Below are 15,548 nucleotides of genomic sequence, written 5' to 3'. Positions count from 1 at the left end.
CCTGTTTGCCTGGCCGCTAGCGGCTGCCGTTGCGTGGTGCTAACGGCGCCACGCGTTCCTTTTTCTTGCGCGGCGAAATCAGGCGCACGCTGATCACGCTGTCTGCCGCGCCATGCTCGAACAGGCTGTCCTGGGGTGTGGGTTTGCCGCCGAAGAGTGATGGGTTGCCGGAGAAACCTACCGGCTCCAGCGGGATGCCGCGGGGGCTGAGATCCAGTTGGCCATTGCCGTTGCTGTCCTGGAACACCTGCACGGCGTAGCGACCGGGTGACAGGTTGGTAATAAGCAGCGGCGTTTCCGCTCCATGTAGTTCGCGCAGGCTGGGCTGCCACTCTGGCTGGTCGGCTGGCACCAGGGCCAGATACAGGTTTGCCTGATCCTGCCTGCCTTCTACTTCGACCAGCAGGTCGCCTGCCTGGATCGTCTGGCAAACGAGGAGCGGAACCAATAGGCAAAGTTGGCGTATGCAGGTTACGGTTTGAAGAAGGCTCTGTGGCATAATCCGGCCATTTTGCAGGGAATGCGCCGCGAATGCGTCATGTTTTAGTCGTCCACTTTTCTCAGACTGGCCAATTAGACCGCCTGGTGCGATCGGTCTGTGGGCCACTGCGCGAGTGTGACGACATCCAGGCGGATTTCCTGGCGCTGCAGCCGGCTGAACCTTTCCCCTTTCCCTGGCCATTTCTCGGGTTTTTTCGCATCTTCCCGGAAACCGTGCTGATGAAGCCGCAGCCGTTGCTGCCGCTGGCCGTGGATGCCGACAAACGCTATGACTTGGTGATCCTGGCCTACCAGGTCTGGTTTCTCTCGCCGTCGCTGCCGTGCACCAGCTTTCTCGCTTCGCCCGAGGCGGCTCGCCTGTTGAAAGGCACCTCGGTGGTCACGCTGATCGGTTGCCGCAATATGTGGCTGATGGCGCAGGAGAAGGTTAAGGCGCGCCTGAACGCGCTGGGCGCGCGCCTGGTGGACAACATCGTGTTGACCGATGCCTGCGGCACGGCCGCCAGTTTCCTGGCCACGCCGCTGTGGATGTTCACCGGCCGGCAGAAGCCCTACAGCTGGGTGCCGCGCGCCGGTATCGACGAACGGGAATTGGCGGCGGCCAGCCGCTTCGGCGACGCTATGGCGCGGCGGCTGCTGGCTGACGACCTACCGATCGAGGCTCCGATGCTCACTGGCTTGGGCGCAGTCAAGGTAGATGAAAAACTGATCGCCAGCGAAAAGGTCGGCAATCGCAGCTTTACCCTGTGGAGTCGTCTGCTCTCGGCGCTCGGCCCGCAGCAGAGTCGGCGCCGTGGCGCCGGACTGATGCTGTACATCGTATTCCTGATTTGCCTGATCCTGACCGTGGTACCCATCACGGCTGTTTTGAAAAAAATGCTGGCGCAGCTGTTCAAGGCGCGTATCCAGCGAGAGAAGGCCTACTTTGCCGGCCCATCCGGCGAGTGAAGTGACCCGAGGTAAGACCGTGGTAACCCCTGTATTCATCAACCGCATCAGCGCCTGCCTGCCGCACGAGCCCGTGGACAACGAGCAGATGGAAGCGCGCCTGGGCATGGTCGGTGGCAAGCCGTCGCGTGCGCGCAAACTGGTGCTGCGCCGCAATGGGATCCGGCAGCGTCACTACGTGATCGACCCCGCGACTGGCGAGCCGAGCATGAGCAATGCGCAGCTCAGTGCCGAAGCGATACGTGGTTTGCAGGGCGGAGGTTTTGAACTGAACCAGCTCGACTGCCTGGTGGCCAGCACCTCGTCGCCGGATCAGGTGATGCCGGGGCACGCGGTAATGGTGCATGGCGAGCTGGGCAATCCGTCCTGCGAGGTGGCGACCACGGCCGGTATCTGCCTGTGCGGGATGACGGCGCTGAAATATGCCTGGATGAGTGTGGCCAGTGGCGAGAGCCGCAATGCCGTGGCCTGCGGTTCTGAGGTCGCCTCGACGCTGATGCAGGCGCGCAACTTCAACGCCGAATACGAAAGCCGTATCGATGAGCTGGAAAAGCACCCGGAGATCGCCTTCGAGAAGGACTTTCTGCGCTGGATGCTTTCCGATGGCGCAGGTGCCATGCTGCTGCAGGATCGCCCCAACGAAAGCGGGCTGAGTCTGCGTATCGACTGGCTGGATATCCTTTCCTTCGCCGACCAGATGCCGCCCTGCATGTACGCCGGCGCCGACATGCAGGACGGCACACTGCGTGGCTGGAGCCACTACGATGCCGACGAGCGCGCGAAGCAGTCGGTGATGGCGATCAAGCAGAACGTCAAGCTGCTCAACGAGAACATCGTCAAGTACACCGTGGAAGAGGCGCTGCGCCGGATCATGGCGCGGCGCGAGCTGCGTGTGGCGGACATCGACTGGTTCCTGCCGCACTACTCCTCGGAGTTCTTCCGCGAGCCGCTGGGTGCGGGCCTGGCCAAGGTCGAGCTGCCGATCCCGATGGAGCGCTGGTTCACCAACCTGACCAGCAAGGGCAATACCGGCGCGGCCTCGATCTTCATCATCCTCGAAGAACTGTTCAACGGAGGTCGTTTGCGCAGCGGCCAGCGGTTGCTCTGTTACGTGCCTGAAAGCGGGCGTTTCTCCAGTGCATTCATGCACCTGACGGTGGTTGGCGATGAAAGTTGACGAGGTTCCGCAGGATCCCGGCTCTGCCTATGGCGGGCATAGCAAGCTGCTCTATGCGGTCGATGAAAGCGGTCATTACCAGGGCGCGCAGAGCGTAGGCTGGGATCCCGAGTCCTACGCCACGCAACTGGCCGTCGCCGAGTTGCAGGCCCAGGAAGCCGAGGCTTTGGCGCTTTGGCAGCGTGGCGAGCTGTCGCCGCTGAAATGTCTGATGTATCGCTATCGCATGGACGAACCGGCGCTGGCGCAGATCACCGGTCTGTGGCAGTGGCGCGTGCGTCGCCACTTTCGCCCGCAAATCTACCGCCGCCTGAGCACCTCGGTGCTGGCACGCTACGCCGAGGCCTTCGGCCTGACCGTCGACGAGTTGCGTCGTTACCAGAGAGAGTTGCCATGACTGCGTTCCAGCACCGCCAGAGCGCCCACTGCGAAAGTGGCGTCATGGCCAGCCTGCTCACCCATGCCGGTTTGCCGATGAGCGAGCCAATGGCCTTCGGCCTGGCATCCGGCCTGGCCTTCGCCTACCTGCCAGTCGTCAAGATCGGCGGCATGCCGCTGATCGCCTATCGCATGCCGCCACGGCACCTGATCAAGACCCTGAGCAAGCGCCTCGGCGTGCGCCTGACCAGCCGCACCTTCGCCAACCCCGAGCAGGGCCGCGCGGCCTTGGATGCGGCGCTTGATAGCGGGCGCCTGGCTGGTCTGCAGAGCTCGGTGTTCTGGTTGCCGTACTTCCCGGCGGAGATGCGCTTTCACTTCAACGCTCACAACCTGCTGGCCTATGGGCGCGAGGGCGACGAGTACCTGCTCAGCGATCCGGTGTTCGAGGAGCCGGTGCGCTGTGCCAGCGCAGATCTGCAGAAAGCGCGCTTCGCCAAGGGCGCGCTGGCTGCCAAGGGGTTGATGTACTACCTCGACGATGTGTCGCCGGAGCAGGACTGGGAGCGGCTGATTCGCCAGAGCGTGCTGTCCACCTCACGCATCCTCGACGGCATGCCGCTGCCGTGGATCGGCATTCGCGGCATCCGACACCTGGCCAAATGCGTCGAGGCGCTCGACCCTGCGCAGGCCAAGTACAACCGCCTGTATCTGACCCATATCGTGCGTATGCAGGAGGAGATCGGCACCGGCGGTGCGGGTTTTCGCTTCATGTACGCCAGCTTCCTGCAGGAGGCCGGCGAGAAGATCGGCGATGCCAGCCTGCAGGAGGCTTCGGTGCGGCTCACGGCGGTGGGCGACGAGTGGCGCCAGTTCGCCTCGGCCTGCGTGCGTGCCAGCCGCAGCAAGGGCGAGGCGCCGGATTTCAGGCCGATCGCCGACAGCTTGCGGGCTATTGCCGATCAGGAGCAGGGCCTGATGAGGGAATTGGGCGCCTGGGCCAAGCGCAAGGGTTGAGGCTGATCGCGGTGGGCTGAGGCTCACCCTGCAGTCACCGAATTGCATCTGCCGCCCCGTAGGGTGGGCTTCAGCCCACCAACGCAGTCAACAAAGCAGATTAGAGCTGCAACTGCAGTACATCGATGCCGGCCGTCAGCTCGGCGAAGTCCTGTGCTTCGGTTGGCGCTTCGATCAGCACCGCCTGCGCCTGAAAGCCGTCATTCTCGTCGATCACCACCAGCAGCGCCTGATCGACCAGGCCATCGCCGAGGTCCAGCAAGGCCAGCGCCTGGAGCTGTTTCCAGACGTTCGGCCCTGCACCGATAAACAGGTTGGGGCCTTCCAGCCCCAGCTGCGCGGCAACATGGAAGCCGGCGGCGTTGCTCACGCTATTGACGAACTCGAAGGGCTTGGGCTGGAGCTGGTGAACGCACACCGCGTCGAGCAGGGCGCCCATGGTGGCGCGTGCTGGGTGATGGGAAGCAAGGTACAGGCCGCAGCGACTCTGGACGCTATCTTTCATCGGCGTGGTACAGAGCAGGGCCTGCAGGATAAGCCGGTCGATGCGCCGTGGCGGAGCTGCCAGCCACTGGCTCAGGGCGGCCTTCAGGTCCTTGTCGGAACAGCCCGCGGAGCCGCTCACGCTACATGCAGCGATTACCTGTTTCATCAATCGCTCCCCTGGCAGCTTTGCAATACGAGGCTGGCATTGTTGCCGCCGAACCCGAAGAAGTTGGCCAGCAACAGGCGGTCCCCGGCGACGGCTATGGGGCTGGCGTGCAGCGGCAGCAAGGCCTGGTCGGCGTAGTCTAGGCCAGGCAGGTGGTCGCAGCTTTCCATCATCAGCAGGGTTTCACTGAGGCCGCAGGCGCCCAGCGTATGGCCCAGCCAGGGTTTGAGCACACACAGGGGCGGCAGATAGTCACCGAATAGTCGGCGCACGCCGTTACTCTCGGCGCGGTCATTGGCAGCGGTGGCGGTGCCGTGCAGCTTCACCAGACCGATCTGCTCGATACTGGCGCCAGCGCTGCGCAGTGCTTCGCGCATCACCCAGTCGATATGGCTGCCATCTTCGCGAGTGGTGGTCAGGTTGCTGGTGTCGCAGGCACTGAAGCCGCCGAGCAGCTTCGCCAGTGGGGCGTCACCAGGCTCCCGCGCCAGCAGCGTGACGGCATAGGCCTCACCGAGAATCAGGCCGTCGCGTTCGGGGTGGAAGGGACGGTAGGCGCCGCTCGGGCTGGTCAGGTCGAGCGCACCGAAGCCCTGCCTGGCGACGGCACTGGGCGTCTCGAAGGCCAGTACCAGTACGCGCTCGTACAGGCCGGCCGCCAGCATTCGTGCACCATAGAGCAGAGCGTTGGCTGCGCTGGTGCATGCGGTGTTGAGGGTGAAGGCGTCAGCGAAGCCCCAGCGTTGGCGAGAGCGCTCGGCCAGCAGGTCGAGCGATGTCGAGTGCTCCAGGCGGAAGCCACCTGCCGCAGCGGCACGCTGTTCAAGGTCGTCGATGTCCAGACTGGTGCTGGCGACGATCAACAAACAGTCATCCAGTTTGCCGGAGGTATTGTCGAGGACTTCGCCGATCAGTCGGTCACAATGCTCGTCGCGGCTTTCCCCATTGCTGCTGGCGTACAGATAGGGGCGCGGCTGCTGCAATTCATGCAGCAGGAATGGGCTGGGAGCCGGCAAGGCGCCCTGGCGCAGGGCCATGCCGGCTGCGTGCAGGTCGGCACCGAGCGCACTGAGCAGGGCGCCTCGCTGCAAATAGACGGGGGTCACGATTTCTGCCTGATAAAGGCCGCAATGCTGGCGATGCTGTTGAGAATGCGCCTGCCGTCCTTGGCGCCTTCGATGCGCACACCGTAGCGCTGCTGAAGGGCCAGCGAGACCTGCAGGGCGTCGAGGCTGTCCATGGCGATCCGGCTCTGCTGACCGAACAGCGGCTCGTCGTTGGCGATGCTTTGCCAGTCGATGTCGTCTTCCTTGTCGCACTCACGGATCAGCAATTGCTTGAGTTCTTGTTCTAGTAATGTGTCGTCCATTGCGTTTGCTGCACTCGTTTGCGGAACAGGAGAAGCCCGCCGCCGCCCAGCAACAGGGCGAACAGCAGAAGGCGGGCGCAATCAGGGGTGATGTCGGCGAGGCTTCCCTGGCCGACTAGCAGGGTCAGAAAGGCGTCCAGCGCCCAGCTCATGGGGGAGACTTCCGCCAATTGACTCATGGCCTCGGGCATCACGCTCTTGGGCACCATGATGCCGCCGATTGCGGCGAGGATGATATTGATGCCGCCGCCCAGCAGCAACGCCTGCTCGCCACTGCGCGCCAGTGAAGCCAGGAACAGGCCGAGGCTGCAGGCCGCCAGGCTCAGGCTCAGTGCGAGCAGCAGGTAGGCCAGCGGGGCGCCCGGCAGGGTCAGACCACTGAGACCGATCAGGGGCAGCACATGCACTCCGATCGCCAGCAGCAGGGCGAACTGCACCAGGTTGATGGCCACGTAGGGCAGCAACTTGCTCATTACCAAGGTTGTGGGACTGAGCCCCAGCGCGCGGAAACGCAGCAGGGCGCCGCTTTGCTGTTCCCGCTGGAAGCCACCGGCCATTGGCAGGGCGACGAAGAACATGCCGAAGATCAGCCAGGCCGGCACGCTCAGCTGACTGGCGTTGGCTCTGCCACTTAGCTCGCCGCTGGCCAGCATCTGCCGTTCGCTGATCTCGCTCTGGGTGCGCTGGCGAATCAACTGCCAGCGTTGCTCGGTACTCATACCGTCGTCCAGCGCGTCGCTGTCCTCCAGGTAGGCCAGCAGGCGGGTCTGCGCCAGGGCGATGTTCAGCGCTGCGCGCAGACGCTGGCGGGTCTGGCCATCGGTGCGCGGTGGGAAGCTCAACCTGGGGCCTATGTGAGGTGTTTCCAGCAAGGTCTCGGAAAAATTCTCGGCCAGGCTGATTCGGGGCAAGGGCTCCTCGCTGCTGGCGAGCAGGTGACTGCCCGGCAGTTGTTCCTGCAGCGCATGCAGGAAGAACACGCTGGCTTCGCTGGCTTGCGCGACCTCCAGCACCAGGCTCAGGGGCGGTGGCTCGTCGCGCAGGTAATTGGACAAGGCTGCCGCCATCAGCACGAGAAACAGGATCGGCATGATGAACAGCACGGCCAGCGCATGCGGATCGCGCAGCAGCAGCAGGCATTCCTTGCGGATCAGCGCCAGCATCGGGCTCACAGGCGGCCTCCGTTGAGGCTCAGGTAGAGCTGCTCCAGTGATGGGCGGCCGAAACGCAGCAGGCTCGGAGGCACCGGCTGCGCGGCGATGAACCGGGTGATCGCCAGCAACTGCTGAGCGTCCAGGTTGCCGATACGCATGCCGGTGGGCAGCGCCTCCGCCTCCAGATTCAGCTGGCCGAGCAGCGTCTGAAAAGCTTCGGGAACCTGCTCTGGCCACTCCAGCAGCAGGCCGTGGCCACCTTCGAGCAGTTGCTGTTTGTCCACATCGAGGCGCACCCGGCCTTCGTGCAGCAGCAGGATGCGTCCGGCGACCCGCTCTACCTCGTCCAGATAGTGGCTCGTGTAGATCACGCCATGGCCTTCGCCGGTCAGGCGCTCGACGGCATCGAGCAACAGCTGCCGGCTGCTCGCATCGACACCGACGGTGGCTTCATCGAACAGATACAGGCGCGCGGGCTGGAGCAGGCCGATGGCGAAATTCAGTCGCCTTTGCTCGCCGCCTGAAAGGCGCGCAGCGCGACGTGAGAGTTTGTCTGCCAGAGCAGTGCTGGCGATGCACAGCTCCAGGCGCTGGCGGCGCTGCGCGCCCTGCAGGCGGTAGAGGTCGGCGAACAGCGCGAGATTTTCGGCTACCGTCAGCTCGGCATAGAACGCCAGCTGTTGCGGCACCAGTCCGAGGCTGCGCGGACCGTGCCAGTTGATCTCACCTTGCTGCACTGCCAGGGTCTCGCTGAGCAGCGCGAGCAGAGTGGTCTTGCCGGCGCCGTTGCTGCCAAGCAGGCCCAGGCACTGACCCTCCTGCAATTGCAGGTCGATATTTTGCAGGGCAAGACTATCTGCCCCCGGATAGCGGAAACTGACGTCGCGTAGTTCAAGCACGAACGAGCACCAGCAGCAGTTTGCCGTCCAGCAGCGGTTGGCTGCCGGCCTGGATGGCGAAGGCGTAGAGCGCCCCGGCAGGGCTCAAGGCTTCCTGCCGGGCGCTGATCAAAAGCGGCTCTTCGCGCGCTGTGACCGGGTGCAGATTGAGCTGGGAAAGTTTGCCGACCAGGGCCATTTCGATGGCATCCGCTTCGCCGTATAGGGCACCATGTGCCGCGCAAAGTTGGGCTGCCGCTTCGAACAGCAGGCAAGGAGAGGCATCTTCGCCGAGCTTGTGGAGATGATGCCAGGCGCTGAGACCGCGGATGCTCTGGGCATCGTGATCGACCAATGCATCCAGCCAGAGCGCATCGCCCTGGTGCGGCAGCAGTGTGTGCAGTTGGGTGCGATCCATGGCAAGCGGTCGGTGCGTGTGGGCGACGCAGTGTAACAGAGGCAGGGATAGAGGGAGGATGGGGTGACGATCTGGCAGTCGGTGGCTTTTGTGACGATCAGCGCAGCGCTGGTGGGAATTTCCTGGCGTACGCTGGGCAATCCGCGTAGCCACGGGTTTTACCGTTTCCTGGCATGGGAGGCGATGGCGGTGATGCTGGTGCTCAACGCCTCATCCTGGTTTGGAGATCGGGCTGAGCTGAACCAGCGCATAGCCTGGGTTCTGCTCAGTCTTTCGCTGTTGGTGCTGTTCGCGGGGATCTACCAGATGCGGCGTTTCGGCAAGGCTGGAGCGCAACGCCAGGATGAAGAGCTGTTCGCCTTCGAGCGAACCTCTCAACTGGTGACGGGCGGCATCTTTCACTACATCCGGCATCCCATGTATTGCTCACTGCTGTTGCTGGCGTGGGGCATCGCCTTCAAGCGCATGGACGCGCTGATTCTCTCGCTGGCGCTGCTCTCCAGCGTGCTGCTGTGGTGTTCGGCGCGTTGCGAGGAGCGCGAGTGCCTGGCCTATTTCGGCGAGGCCTATCGCGACTACATGGCACGTACACGTATGTTCGTGCCGTATGTGTTCTGAGCGGGATCAGTCTGACGCCTGATTTTCCAGCAGAAGTTTTCGGTAGGCGCGTTGATAGTCCTCGTAACCGAGATGCTGCTGTTGCAGCTCGCGTATCTGCTCATCCAGGCTCTTGCGTCGCGGTGAAGCGCTTTCGCGTTGCGCCTCTGTGGCGACGGTGGCAGTCAGCTGCACGTTTGCCAGCAACTCGTCGATGACCGGATCGATCTTGCTCTTGGTTCCCTGCCACTTCATCAGCGATAAACCGCCTTTGCCGCGCAGGTGGTAATTGGCCTTGGCCAGGGTTTGACGACGTGGGCCGAGAATGACTATTTCGGCAGTAGACAGGTACGGCGCCATGTCCCATGAGCGGCGGGCTGTGTAGGTCACCACATAAGGGCACTGCTCGCGGGGGATCTTCGCGTACAGCTGCGTCTCGATGCCATGACGGGCGAAGCCCTGCTGCAGCACGGGTACGAAATCACTGACCTGCACCTTTGGGTTCTCCTCGATGCACATCTGATCCGCTGCGCTTTGCAGGGGGGTGACTTGCGTGGCGGTGCAGCCGACCAGCACGGTGGCGGCGAGTAAGGGCAGACAGGAGCGGACAGGCGGCATGGTCAATGGTCTTCCTTGGATAAACCAAGGCCACCGTTGCGGTGGCCTTGACTGAGGGGGCGGTGATTACTTCACGTTGGCGTATTTGGCCTTCAATGCAACGCCGGCCATGATGGCGCCAGCGTGGCATTCGTATTTGCTGTCGTCGCGGTATTCCTTGTTCTTGTAGTTGCTCGCCAGGTCGACCACGGCGTTGGCACCGGCAGCCTTGGCGGCGTTCTGCAGCTTGATCAGGGCCGATTGCAGCACCCAGCTGCAGGCTTCCTCATCGCTCTTGTTGAAGGCATTGGTCTTCTGGCTAGTGGTGACGTTGGCATTGATAATCTGAGCGCCAGCCGGAATCTTGTTCAGGTAGAACTTCACCGAACCATCGAGACGGCCAGCCTGGGTGGCTTCGTTCACCACAGACTGGAAGTCGAGAAAATGCGCGGTATCACGGGCCTGGCTGAGGCCGGGCAGAAGGCTGGCGCAGAAGGCGGTGGCGATCCAGTACTTGTGTTTCATCAAGCTCTCTCCTTGGTGATGTGGGTGCCTGCAAATTGCTGCGCTCGGCCATGCTGCTTTGCAGACATCCTCTTATTGCAACGAACCGGTAAGGTTTTGTGCGATGCGGACTTCCTGCAGGATCACCCGATTGAGCTTCTTCACCAGCGCGTTGTAACGCTTGTGAATCTTGCCATCCGCGTAGTCCAGATCGTGGCTGTCACGATAGCGGATGTCATAGCGTCCGCCAGCGTAGTCGATGGTAATGGAGGCGCTGTGCTGGCGGAAGTCGATACGCGCCAGGATGCGATTGGCCTCTTCTTCTTCCAGGGTCCATTTGGCCCGTGTCAGGGCGCGGATCAGCGGTTCACGCAGCTGCTCGTCGCTCAGGGTGGTCGTGGCGGGCAGCTGCTGATGAACGGTCATGATCGGTTGCACGCGGCTGCAGGCCGCGAGCCCCGCCAGTATCAGGACGAACAGAAAACGGGGAAGGGTTCGCGTAGTCATCAGTTTCATGATTGGCGCCAGCGTTTGAAAATCAGGGAAGTGTTAACGCCGCCGAAGGCGAAGTTGTTGTTCATCACGTACTCGTGGCTCATGTTGCGGAACTCGCCGCACAGATAGTCCAGCTCGCCGCAAGCCGGGTCGATGTGATCGAGGTTGAGCGTGTGCGCATAGCTGTCGGAGTTCATCATCTCGATACTGAACCAGGACTCCAGTGCGCCGCAGGCACCCAGGGTGTGGCCGAAATAGCTCTTCTGCGAGCTGATCGGCATGCGCGGGCCGAACAGGCTGCTGGTGGCCAGGGTCTCGGCGACGTCGCCCTGTTCGGTAGCGGTGCCATGGCCGTTGACGTAACCGATTGCCGAGGGCTCCAGGCCGGCGTCATCGAGTGCCAGCTGCATTGCGCCGCGCATGGTTTCCTGCACCGGCTTGGTAGCGTGCTGGCCGTCGGAGTTGCAGCCGAAACCGACGATCTCGGCATGGATGGTGGCGCCGCGGGCGAGGGCGTGCTCCAGTTCCTCGAGCACCAGGATGCCGGCGCCCTCGCCGATTACCAGGCCGTCACGGCCGCTGTCGTAAGGGCGCGGGCTGGTGTGCGGGGCGTCGTTCTTCAGGCTGGTGGCGTAGAGCGCATCGAACACCATGGCCTCTGTCGGGCAGAGTTCCTCGGCGCCACCGGCGAGCATCATCTTCAGACGGCCGAACTTGATCGCCTCGTAGGCGTAGCCGATGCCCTGGCTGCCGCTGGTGCAGGCGCTGGAGGTAGGGATCAGGCGGCCCTTGAGGCCGAAGAAGATGCTGATATTGGCCGCCGTGGTGTGCGGCATCATGCGGATATAGGAGTTGGCGTTGAGACCGTCGGCCACCGAGTTCAGCAGCATGTTGCCGAAGGCCTTGACCTCCTCGGTGCTGCCGGTGGACGAGCCGCAGGCCACACCCATGCGGCCGTCGGCGATGCACGGGTCGCCGAGCAGGCCGGCGTGCTCCAGGGCACGTTCGGCGGCGAACACCGCCAGCTTGGACACCCGGCCCATGCTGCGGGTCTGCTTGCGGTTCCAGTGCTTGGGCTGGACGAAATCGTCCACTGGGCCACCCAGGCGGGTGTTCAGCTCGGTGAAGCGATCCCATTCGTCCATGCGCCGGATACCACTCTTGCCGGCCTTGAACGCGGCCGAGATGGTTGGCCAGTCGCTACCCAGGGAGGTGATACCGGCCATACCGGTGACGACTACACGCTTCATCAGCACAGACCGCCATTCACTGCGAGAACCTGACGGGTAATGTACGCCGCTTCGCTGGACATCAGGAAGTTCACCGCACCAGCGACTTCCTCCGGTGTGCCCATACGCGCCGCCGGAATCATCTTGAGGATCTCTTCGACCGGTACCAGTTCGTCGAGAATCTCGGTATCGATCAGGCCGGGTGCCACGCAGTTCACCGTGATCTTGCGTTTGGCCAGCTCGATCGCCAGGGCCTTGGCGGCGCCGATCACGCCGGCCTTGGAGGCACTGTAGTTGACCTGACCACGGTTGCCGACCAGCCCCGACACCGAGGTGATGCAGACGATGCGCCCAGGCGCACGACGGCGAATCATCGGCATGGTCAGCGGGTGCAGCACATTGTAGAAACCGTCCAGGTTGGTGCGCAGCACCTGGTCCCAGTCGTCTTCGGAGAGGGCCGGGAAGGCACCATCGCGCGTCAGGCCGGCGTTGCACACCACGCCGTAGTAGGCGCCGTGCTGTTCGACATCGGCCTCCAGCGCCTCGCGGCAGGCGGCGCGATCGGACACATCGAATTGCAGGATGCGCGCCTGGCGCCCCAGCTCGGCGATCTGCGCCTGCACGGCTTCGGCCTCATCGCGGCGCGAACGGCAGTGCAGGACGATGTCATGGCCTGAGCGCGCCAGGCGCAAGGCGATGGCGCGGCCGATACCACGGCTGGAGCCGGTGACCAGAACGGTGGCGGCAGAAGTATTTTCAGTCATGGGATTGTTCTTGCGATTCTTGAAGATAGACCGCCGGTTGCGGCGGGCGGAATACATTGAGGCGGGCTTCGGCCTGGATGCCGGGGCCTGTGAGGTGGCATTCGAACACGCCCATACCGTTGTCGTCCTGCAGCGAGCACTGAGCGCGGATGTGCAGTTCGCTGCCGGCCGGGAAGTGCTCGACGTTGCTGTTGTACTTGCGTGTGCCGAGCAGAAAGCCCAGCTCCACCGGCAGGCCGGCACGCTTGGCTTGGACGCCGGCGAAGGCGGCGATGGCCTGCGCCATCAGCTCGATGCCGGTCCAGGCCGGCAGGTGGCCGTCGGCGTCGCTGAGCAGGCCGTGCGGGCGTACTACGAGGCGCACCTCGATCGCTTCCGTGTCGCAGCTCAGGACTTCGTCGAGCAGCACCATGTTGCCGGCATGAGGCACCAGTTCGGCTACGGGCCACAGCTTCATGGCGCATCCCCCAGAATCAGGGCGACATTGTTGCCGCCAAAGGCGAAGGAGTTGCTCATCAGGTGGAGGCCCTGGCTACGAGGCAGCCGGGCGCCGGCCTGGACGAGTTCGATCGGGGCCAGTTCGGGATCGCACTGCCCGTCCCAGAGGTGCGGCGGCAGCAGGCCGTCACGGTTGTAGTCGCTCAGGGTCAGCCAGCAGAAGGCCGCCTCCAGCGCACCTGCTGCGCCCAGGGTATGGCCGGTCATGGGCTTGCTCGATGAGCAGGGCAGGCCGCTGGGGAACAGGCCATGCACGGCCTTGCTCTCCATCGAGTCGTTATGCCGGGTGGCGGTGCCATGCAGGTTGAGGTAGTCGATCCGATCCGGCGTCAGGCCAGCATTGGCCAGGGCCTTTTCCATCGCGCTGCGTGCGCCGAGACCGTCCGGGTGCGGGGCGGAGATATGGTGGGCGTCGGAGCTGGCGCCGCCACCGAGAAAGGCGATGGGCGCGGGCTCACGCGTCATCAGGAAGAGGACCGCGGCTTCGCCGATATTGATGCCGTTGCGGTTCACCGAGAACGGATTGCAGGGCTCGGCGGATACCGCCTCCAGCGATGAGAAACCATTGAGCGTCAGGCGGCACAGACTGTCCACACCGCCGCAGATCACCGCGTCGCACAGCCCCATGCGCAGCAGGCGATGGGCGCTGAGCAGGGCGCGGGCGCTGGAGGTGCAGGCCGTGGACTGGCAGTACACCGGCCCGCCAAGCTTCAGCCAGTCCGCCAGGAAATTCGCTGGCGCGGCCATCTCCTGCTGAGCGTAATGGTAGTCGGCAGGCAGCTCGCCTTCGCTGAGATGGCGTCCGATGTGGTCGCCCGCTTCGCGAATGCCCGAGGTGCTGGTGCCCAGCACCAAGCCGACGCGATGAGCGCCATGGCGGGCGATGGCTGCCCGCAGCTCGGGTTCGATCTGCAGCGCCGCAGCCAGCAGCAGCTGGTTGTTGCGGCTGTGCGAACGCTCGAAGCCGGGCGGCATGGCCGGCAGCTCGGCATGCACGGCGCCGACCGTCAGGCTGCGCTCGCTGACCCAGTCCTCTTCGGCACGCATGCCCGAGGCGTCGCCGGCGAACAGCGCATCGGCGACGGCCTGCTTGCCTTCACCGAGGGCACAGAGTAGGCCGAGTGCATTGAGGTAGCCAGGGATGGGGGCGCGGGATATCAATCGTTTTCTTCCAGGTTCAGTGCACGTATCCGGTAGTTCAGGCCGGTCTTGCCCAGGGTGAAATCCAGCGGGCCGTGGTAATCGATGATCCAGTCCGGCGCGAGTCGGCGCCGGTCATCGCCTGCTTGTTGCCAACTGCTGCTCGGGTAGGCCTGCAGCGCATCGTCTCGGGTCAGAGCGAACAACAGCGCGGCGAACAGCTCACGCGCCTCGGCATGTGGGGGCAGCAAGCCGTCGTTGCGCCATTGTCCGGCATCCAGCAGCTGGCGTGCCTGTGGGATGCCGAGTGGATCCATCAGTGACCAGCGCAGGGCCGAGCCCTCGCCTTGGATCACCAGCAGCCAGTCCTGTCGCACCTGCGCCTGCTCACGCTGGATCTGCAGGCTGAGCGGCAAAGGGGCGACCAGTGCTGGTGGCGTCTGCGGCACGGGGGTATGGGCGGCGCAGGCGCTCAGCAGCAGGCTGACGACGAACAGGAGTATGCGTGGCATCACGGCTTGCGCGCCACTACGTTGAGCAGCGTTTCGTCGCGCTGGCCGACGGGCTTGGGACGCATCAGCCCCCAGCGCTCCAGCAGGCCGAAGTCCTTGGCCCGGCTCCACCACAGGTAGGGATAGGAGGTGCTGGCGTCGTCGAACTGGAAACCCTGCTCACGCAGCATGTCCAGGTATTGTTCGGCGCTGCGTTGTACGTGCATCGGGTGACGGAACAGCCAGCGGATCACCCAGGTGTCGATGTAGAACTTGGTCGACTCGGCCAGCAGCAGTCGCCCGCCCGGCTTGAGCACGCGCCAGAACTCGGCGAGGGCTTTCTCCTGTTCCACCAGGTGATGCAGCGTCTGATGGCAGAACAGCAGGTCGACGCTGGCGTCGGGCAGGTCGATTGCCGCGCAGTCGCTGGCGACCAGCTCAACCTCCAGGCCGAGGCGCTCGGCCTCTCGGCGCGAGCACTCGAGGCTGTGTGGGTCGGCGTCGAGACCGATCATCCGCGCCGGTGCGAAGACGGCGTCGAGCAGGCCGAAGGAGCGCCCTTGGCCGCAACCCGCGTCCAGCAGGACGGGCGCGTGCGGCAGTGGTTCGCCTATCAGGCGTACCAGATCGTTGATCGCGACCCGCAATACGTGGTGTTGCCACACATGGCTCTGCAGGAACCAGAAGCCAAAGCGGGTTTCTTCGACGTAGGTGGGCGAGACGGGGCGCAGGGCGTTCATC

General features: G+C 63.9%; 21 protein-coding genes. 5 read left to right on the top strand and 16 right to left on the bottom strand.

The features are described from left to right. Window positions 1-16: 16 nt before the first annotated feature. Entirely contained in the window at window positions 17-448 is a 432-nt protein-coding gene (locus DXK50_RS01395; protein ID WP_212629121.1) for a DUF2141 domain-containing protein, read from the bottom strand. 83 nt (window positions 449-531) lie between these two features. Here DXK50_RS01395 and DXK50_RS01390 point away from each other — a divergent pair, with 83 nt between their 5' ends. Genes DXK50_RS01390 through DXK50_RS01375 form a run of 4 tightly spaced genes read left to right on the top strand, consistent with a single transcriptional unit; the run spans window position 532 to window position 4,021 of the window. Beyond that, window positions 532-1,449: a dialkylrecorsinol condensing enzyme gene (locus tag DXK50_RS01390; protein WP_212629120.1), complete on the top strand. Its 918-nt coding sequence runs from the start codon at window positions 532-534 to the stop codon at window positions 1,447-1,449. A 19-nt stretch (window positions 1,450-1,468) separates the two neighbouring features. Beyond that, entirely contained in the window at window positions 1,469-2,626 is a 1,158-nt protein-coding gene (locus tag DXK50_RS01385) for a beta-ketoacyl-ACP synthase III (RefSeq protein WP_212629545.1), read from the top strand. After that, a complete protein-coding gene (locus DXK50_RS01380; protein WP_024306647.1) occupies window positions 2,616-3,023 on the top strand; it encodes a DarG family dialkylresorcinol biosynthesis protein in 408 nt (135 codons plus the stop codon). Before DXK50_RS01385 ends, DXK50_RS01380 begins: the two co-directional genes overlap by 11 nt. Next, window positions 3,020-4,021, top strand: coding sequence for a BtrH-related acyltransferase DarH (locus DXK50_RS01375; protein ID WP_212629119.1), 1,002 nt, complete (start codon window positions 3,020-3,022; stop codon window positions 4,019-4,021). Before DXK50_RS01380 ends, DXK50_RS01375 begins: the two co-directional genes overlap by 4 nt. 100 nt (window positions 4,022-4,121) lie before the next feature. On the opposite strand, the gene DXK50_RS01370 is transcribed toward DXK50_RS01375, so the two are convergent. The 6 genes from DXK50_RS01370 to DXK50_RS01345 are packed head-to-tail and all read right to left on the bottom strand — an operon-like array spanning window position 4,122 to window position 8,492. Beyond that, complete coding sequence (locus DXK50_RS01370; protein WP_212629118.1) at window positions 4,122-4,673, bottom strand: hypothetical protein; 552 nt, start codon at window positions 4,671-4,673, stop codon at window positions 4,122-4,124. After that, window positions 4,673-5,779: a beta-ketoacyl synthase N-terminal-like domain-containing protein gene (locus tag DXK50_RS01365; RefSeq protein ID WP_212629117.1), complete on the bottom strand. Its 1,107-nt coding sequence runs from the start codon at window positions 5,777-5,779 to the stop codon at window positions 4,673-4,675. The genes DXK50_RS01370 and DXK50_RS01365 overlap by 1 nt, the downstream gene beginning before the upstream one ends. Then, window positions 5,776-6,042 carry an acyl carrier protein gene (locus DXK50_RS01360; protein ID WP_212629116.1) on the bottom strand — a complete coding sequence of 89 codons (267 nt, stop codon included), beginning with the start codon at window positions 6,040-6,042 and terminating at the stop codon, window positions 5,776-5,778. Before DXK50_RS01360 ends, DXK50_RS01365 begins: the two co-directional genes overlap by 4 nt. Continuing rightward, window positions 6,024-7,205, bottom strand: coding sequence for an ABC transporter permease (locus DXK50_RS01355; protein WP_249186640.1), 1,182 nt, complete (start codon window positions 7,203-7,205; stop codon window positions 6,024-6,026). The genes DXK50_RS01360 and DXK50_RS01355 overlap by 19 nt, the downstream gene beginning before the upstream one ends. A 5-nt stretch (window positions 7,206-7,210) precedes the next feature. Continuing rightward, window positions 7,211-8,095, bottom strand: a complete 885-nt coding sequence (locus tag DXK50_RS01350) for an ABC transporter ATP-binding protein (RefSeq protein ID WP_212629114.1) — start codon at window positions 8,093-8,095, stop codon at window positions 7,211-7,213. Continuing rightward, a complete protein-coding gene (locus DXK50_RS01345; RefSeq protein WP_212629113.1) occupies window positions 8,088-8,492 on the bottom strand; it encodes a hotdog family protein in 405 nt (134 codons plus the stop codon). Before DXK50_RS01345 ends, DXK50_RS01350 begins: the two co-directional genes overlap by 8 nt. Window positions 8,493-8,555: 63 nt before the next feature. Here DXK50_RS01345 and DXK50_RS01340 point away from each other — a divergent pair, with 63 nt between their 5' ends. Beyond that, complete coding sequence (locus DXK50_RS01340) at window positions 8,556-9,110, top strand: methyltransferase family protein (RefSeq protein ID WP_212629112.1); 555 nt, start codon at window positions 8,556-8,558, stop codon at window positions 9,108-9,110. Window positions 9,111-9,116: 6 nt separating this feature from the next. Here the strand turns inward: DXK50_RS01340 and DXK50_RS01335 are convergent, their stop codons facing one another. The 9 genes from DXK50_RS01335 to DXK50_RS01295 all read right to left on the bottom strand — a co-directional run bounded on the left by DXK50_RS01335 (window position 9,117) and on the right by DXK50_RS01295 (window position 15,547). After that, window positions 9,117-9,707: an Sbal_3080 family lipoprotein gene (locus DXK50_RS01335; protein WP_212629111.1), complete on the bottom strand. Its 591-nt coding sequence runs from the start codon at window positions 9,705-9,707 to the stop codon at window positions 9,117-9,119. A gap of 66 nt (window positions 9,708-9,773) precedes the next feature. Beyond that, on the bottom strand, window positions 9,774-10,211 hold the full coding sequence (locus DXK50_RS01330) for an excinuclease (RefSeq protein WP_212629110.1): 438 nt from the start codon (window positions 10,209-10,211) through the stop codon (window positions 9,774-9,776). Between the two features lie 72 nt (window positions 10,212-10,283). Then, a complete protein-coding gene (locus DXK50_RS01325; protein WP_212629109.1) occupies window positions 10,284-10,706 on the bottom strand; it encodes a hypothetical protein in 423 nt (140 codons plus the stop codon). After that, window positions 10,703-11,935, bottom strand: coding sequence for a beta-ketoacyl-ACP synthase (locus DXK50_RS01320; protein ID WP_212629108.1), 1,233 nt, complete (start codon window positions 11,933-11,935; stop codon window positions 10,703-10,705). The genes DXK50_RS01325 and DXK50_RS01320 overlap by 4 nt, the downstream gene beginning before the upstream one ends. After that, a complete protein-coding gene (fabG, locus tag DXK50_RS01315; protein ID WP_212629107.1) occupies window positions 11,935-12,678 on the bottom strand; it encodes a 3-oxoacyl-ACP reductase FabG in 744 nt (247 codons plus the stop codon). Before fabG ends, DXK50_RS01320 begins: the two co-directional genes overlap by 1 nt. Continuing rightward, a complete protein-coding gene (locus DXK50_RS01310; protein WP_212629106.1) occupies window positions 12,671-13,135 on the bottom strand; it encodes an ApeP family dehydratase in 465 nt (154 codons plus the stop codon). The genes fabG and DXK50_RS01310 overlap by 8 nt, the downstream gene beginning before the upstream one ends. After that, window positions 13,132-14,319: a beta-ketoacyl-[acyl-carrier-protein] synthase family protein gene (locus DXK50_RS01305; protein ID WP_212629544.1), complete on the bottom strand. Its 1,188-nt coding sequence runs from the start codon at window positions 14,317-14,319 to the stop codon at window positions 13,132-13,134. The genes DXK50_RS01310 and DXK50_RS01305 overlap by 4 nt, the downstream gene beginning before the upstream one ends. Before the next feature lie 14 nt (window positions 14,320-14,333). Then, the gene (locus tag DXK50_RS01300) at window positions 14,334-14,828 is read right to left on the bottom strand and encodes a hypothetical protein (RefSeq protein WP_212629105.1); all 495 of its coding nucleotides are present in this window, start codon (window positions 14,826-14,828) and stop codon (window positions 14,334-14,336) included. Further along, complete coding sequence (locus tag DXK50_RS01295; protein WP_212629104.1) at window positions 14,828-15,547, bottom strand: class I SAM-dependent methyltransferase; 720 nt, start codon at window positions 15,545-15,547, stop codon at window positions 14,828-14,830. Before DXK50_RS01295 ends, DXK50_RS01300 begins: the two co-directional genes overlap by 1 nt. Window position 15,548 lies beyond the last annotated feature (1 nt).

Source organism: Pseudomonas sp. KB-10 (genome assembly GCF_018221585.1).
Taxonomy (GTDB): domain Bacteria; phylum Pseudomonadota; class Gammaproteobacteria; order Pseudomonadales; family Pseudomonadaceae; genus Aquipseudomonas; species Aquipseudomonas yangonensis.
The sequence above is the reverse complement of the archived record's forward strand: the minus strand, read 5'-3'. Positions and strand labels throughout refer to the sequence as shown.

Excerpts from the sequence above, each read along its gene's own strand:
- DXK50_RS01390 (WP_212629120.1), top strand. The coding sequence starts at position 532 with ATGCGTCATGTTTTAGTCGTCCACTTTTCTCAGACTGGCCAATTAGAC.
- DXK50_RS01380 (WP_024306647.1), top strand. The coding sequence starts at position 2,616 with ATGAAAGTTGACGAGGTTCCGCAGGATCCCGGCTCTGCCTATGGCGGG.
- DXK50_RS01375 (WP_212629119.1), top strand. The coding sequence starts at position 3,020 with ATGACTGCGTTCCAGCACCGCCAGAGCGCCCACTGCGAAAGTGGCGTC.
- DXK50_RS01370 (WP_212629118.1), bottom strand. The coding sequence starts at position 4,673 with ATGAAACAGGTAATCGCTGCATGTAGCGTGAGCGGCTCCGCGGGCTGT.
- DXK50_RS01360 (WP_212629116.1), bottom strand. The coding sequence starts at position 6,042 with ATGGACGACACATTACTAGAACAAGAACTCAAGCAATTGCTGATCCGT.
- DXK50_RS01355 (WP_249186640.1), bottom strand. The coding sequence starts at position 7,205 with ATGCTGGCGCTGATCCGCAAGGAATGCCTGCTGCTGCTGCGCGATCCG.
- DXK50_RS01345 (WP_212629113.1), bottom strand. The coding sequence starts at position 8,492 with ATGGATCGCACCCAACTGCACACACTGCTGCCGCACCAGGGCGATGCG.
- DXK50_RS01335 (WP_212629111.1), bottom strand. The coding sequence starts at position 9,707 with ATGCCGCCTGTCCGCTCCTGTCTGCCCTTACTCGCCGCCACCGTGCTG.
- DXK50_RS01330 (WP_212629110.1), bottom strand. The coding sequence starts at position 10,211 with ATGAAACACAAGTACTGGATCGCCACCGCCTTCTGCGCCAGCCTTCTG.
- DXK50_RS01325 (WP_212629109.1), bottom strand. The coding sequence starts at position 10,706 with ATGAAACTGATGACTACGCGAACCCTTCCCCGTTTTCTGTTCGTCCTG.
- DXK50_RS01320 (WP_212629108.1), bottom strand. The coding sequence starts at position 11,935 with ATGAAGCGTGTAGTCGTCACCGGTATGGCCGGTATCACCTCCCTGGGT.
- fabG (WP_212629107.1), bottom strand. The coding sequence starts at position 12,678 with ATGACTGAAAATACTTCTGCCGCCACCGTTCTGGTCACCGGCTCCAGC.
- DXK50_RS01310 (WP_212629106.1), bottom strand. The coding sequence starts at position 13,135 with ATGAAGCTGTGGCCCGTAGCCGAACTGGTGCCTCATGCCGGCAACATG.
- DXK50_RS01300 (WP_212629105.1), bottom strand. The coding sequence starts at position 14,828 with ATGCCACGCATACTCCTGTTCGTCGTCAGCCTGCTGCTGAGCGCCTGC.
- DXK50_RS01295 (WP_212629104.1), bottom strand. The coding sequence starts at position 15,547 with ATGAACGCCCTGCGCCCCGTCTCGCCCACCTACGTCGAAGAAACCCGC.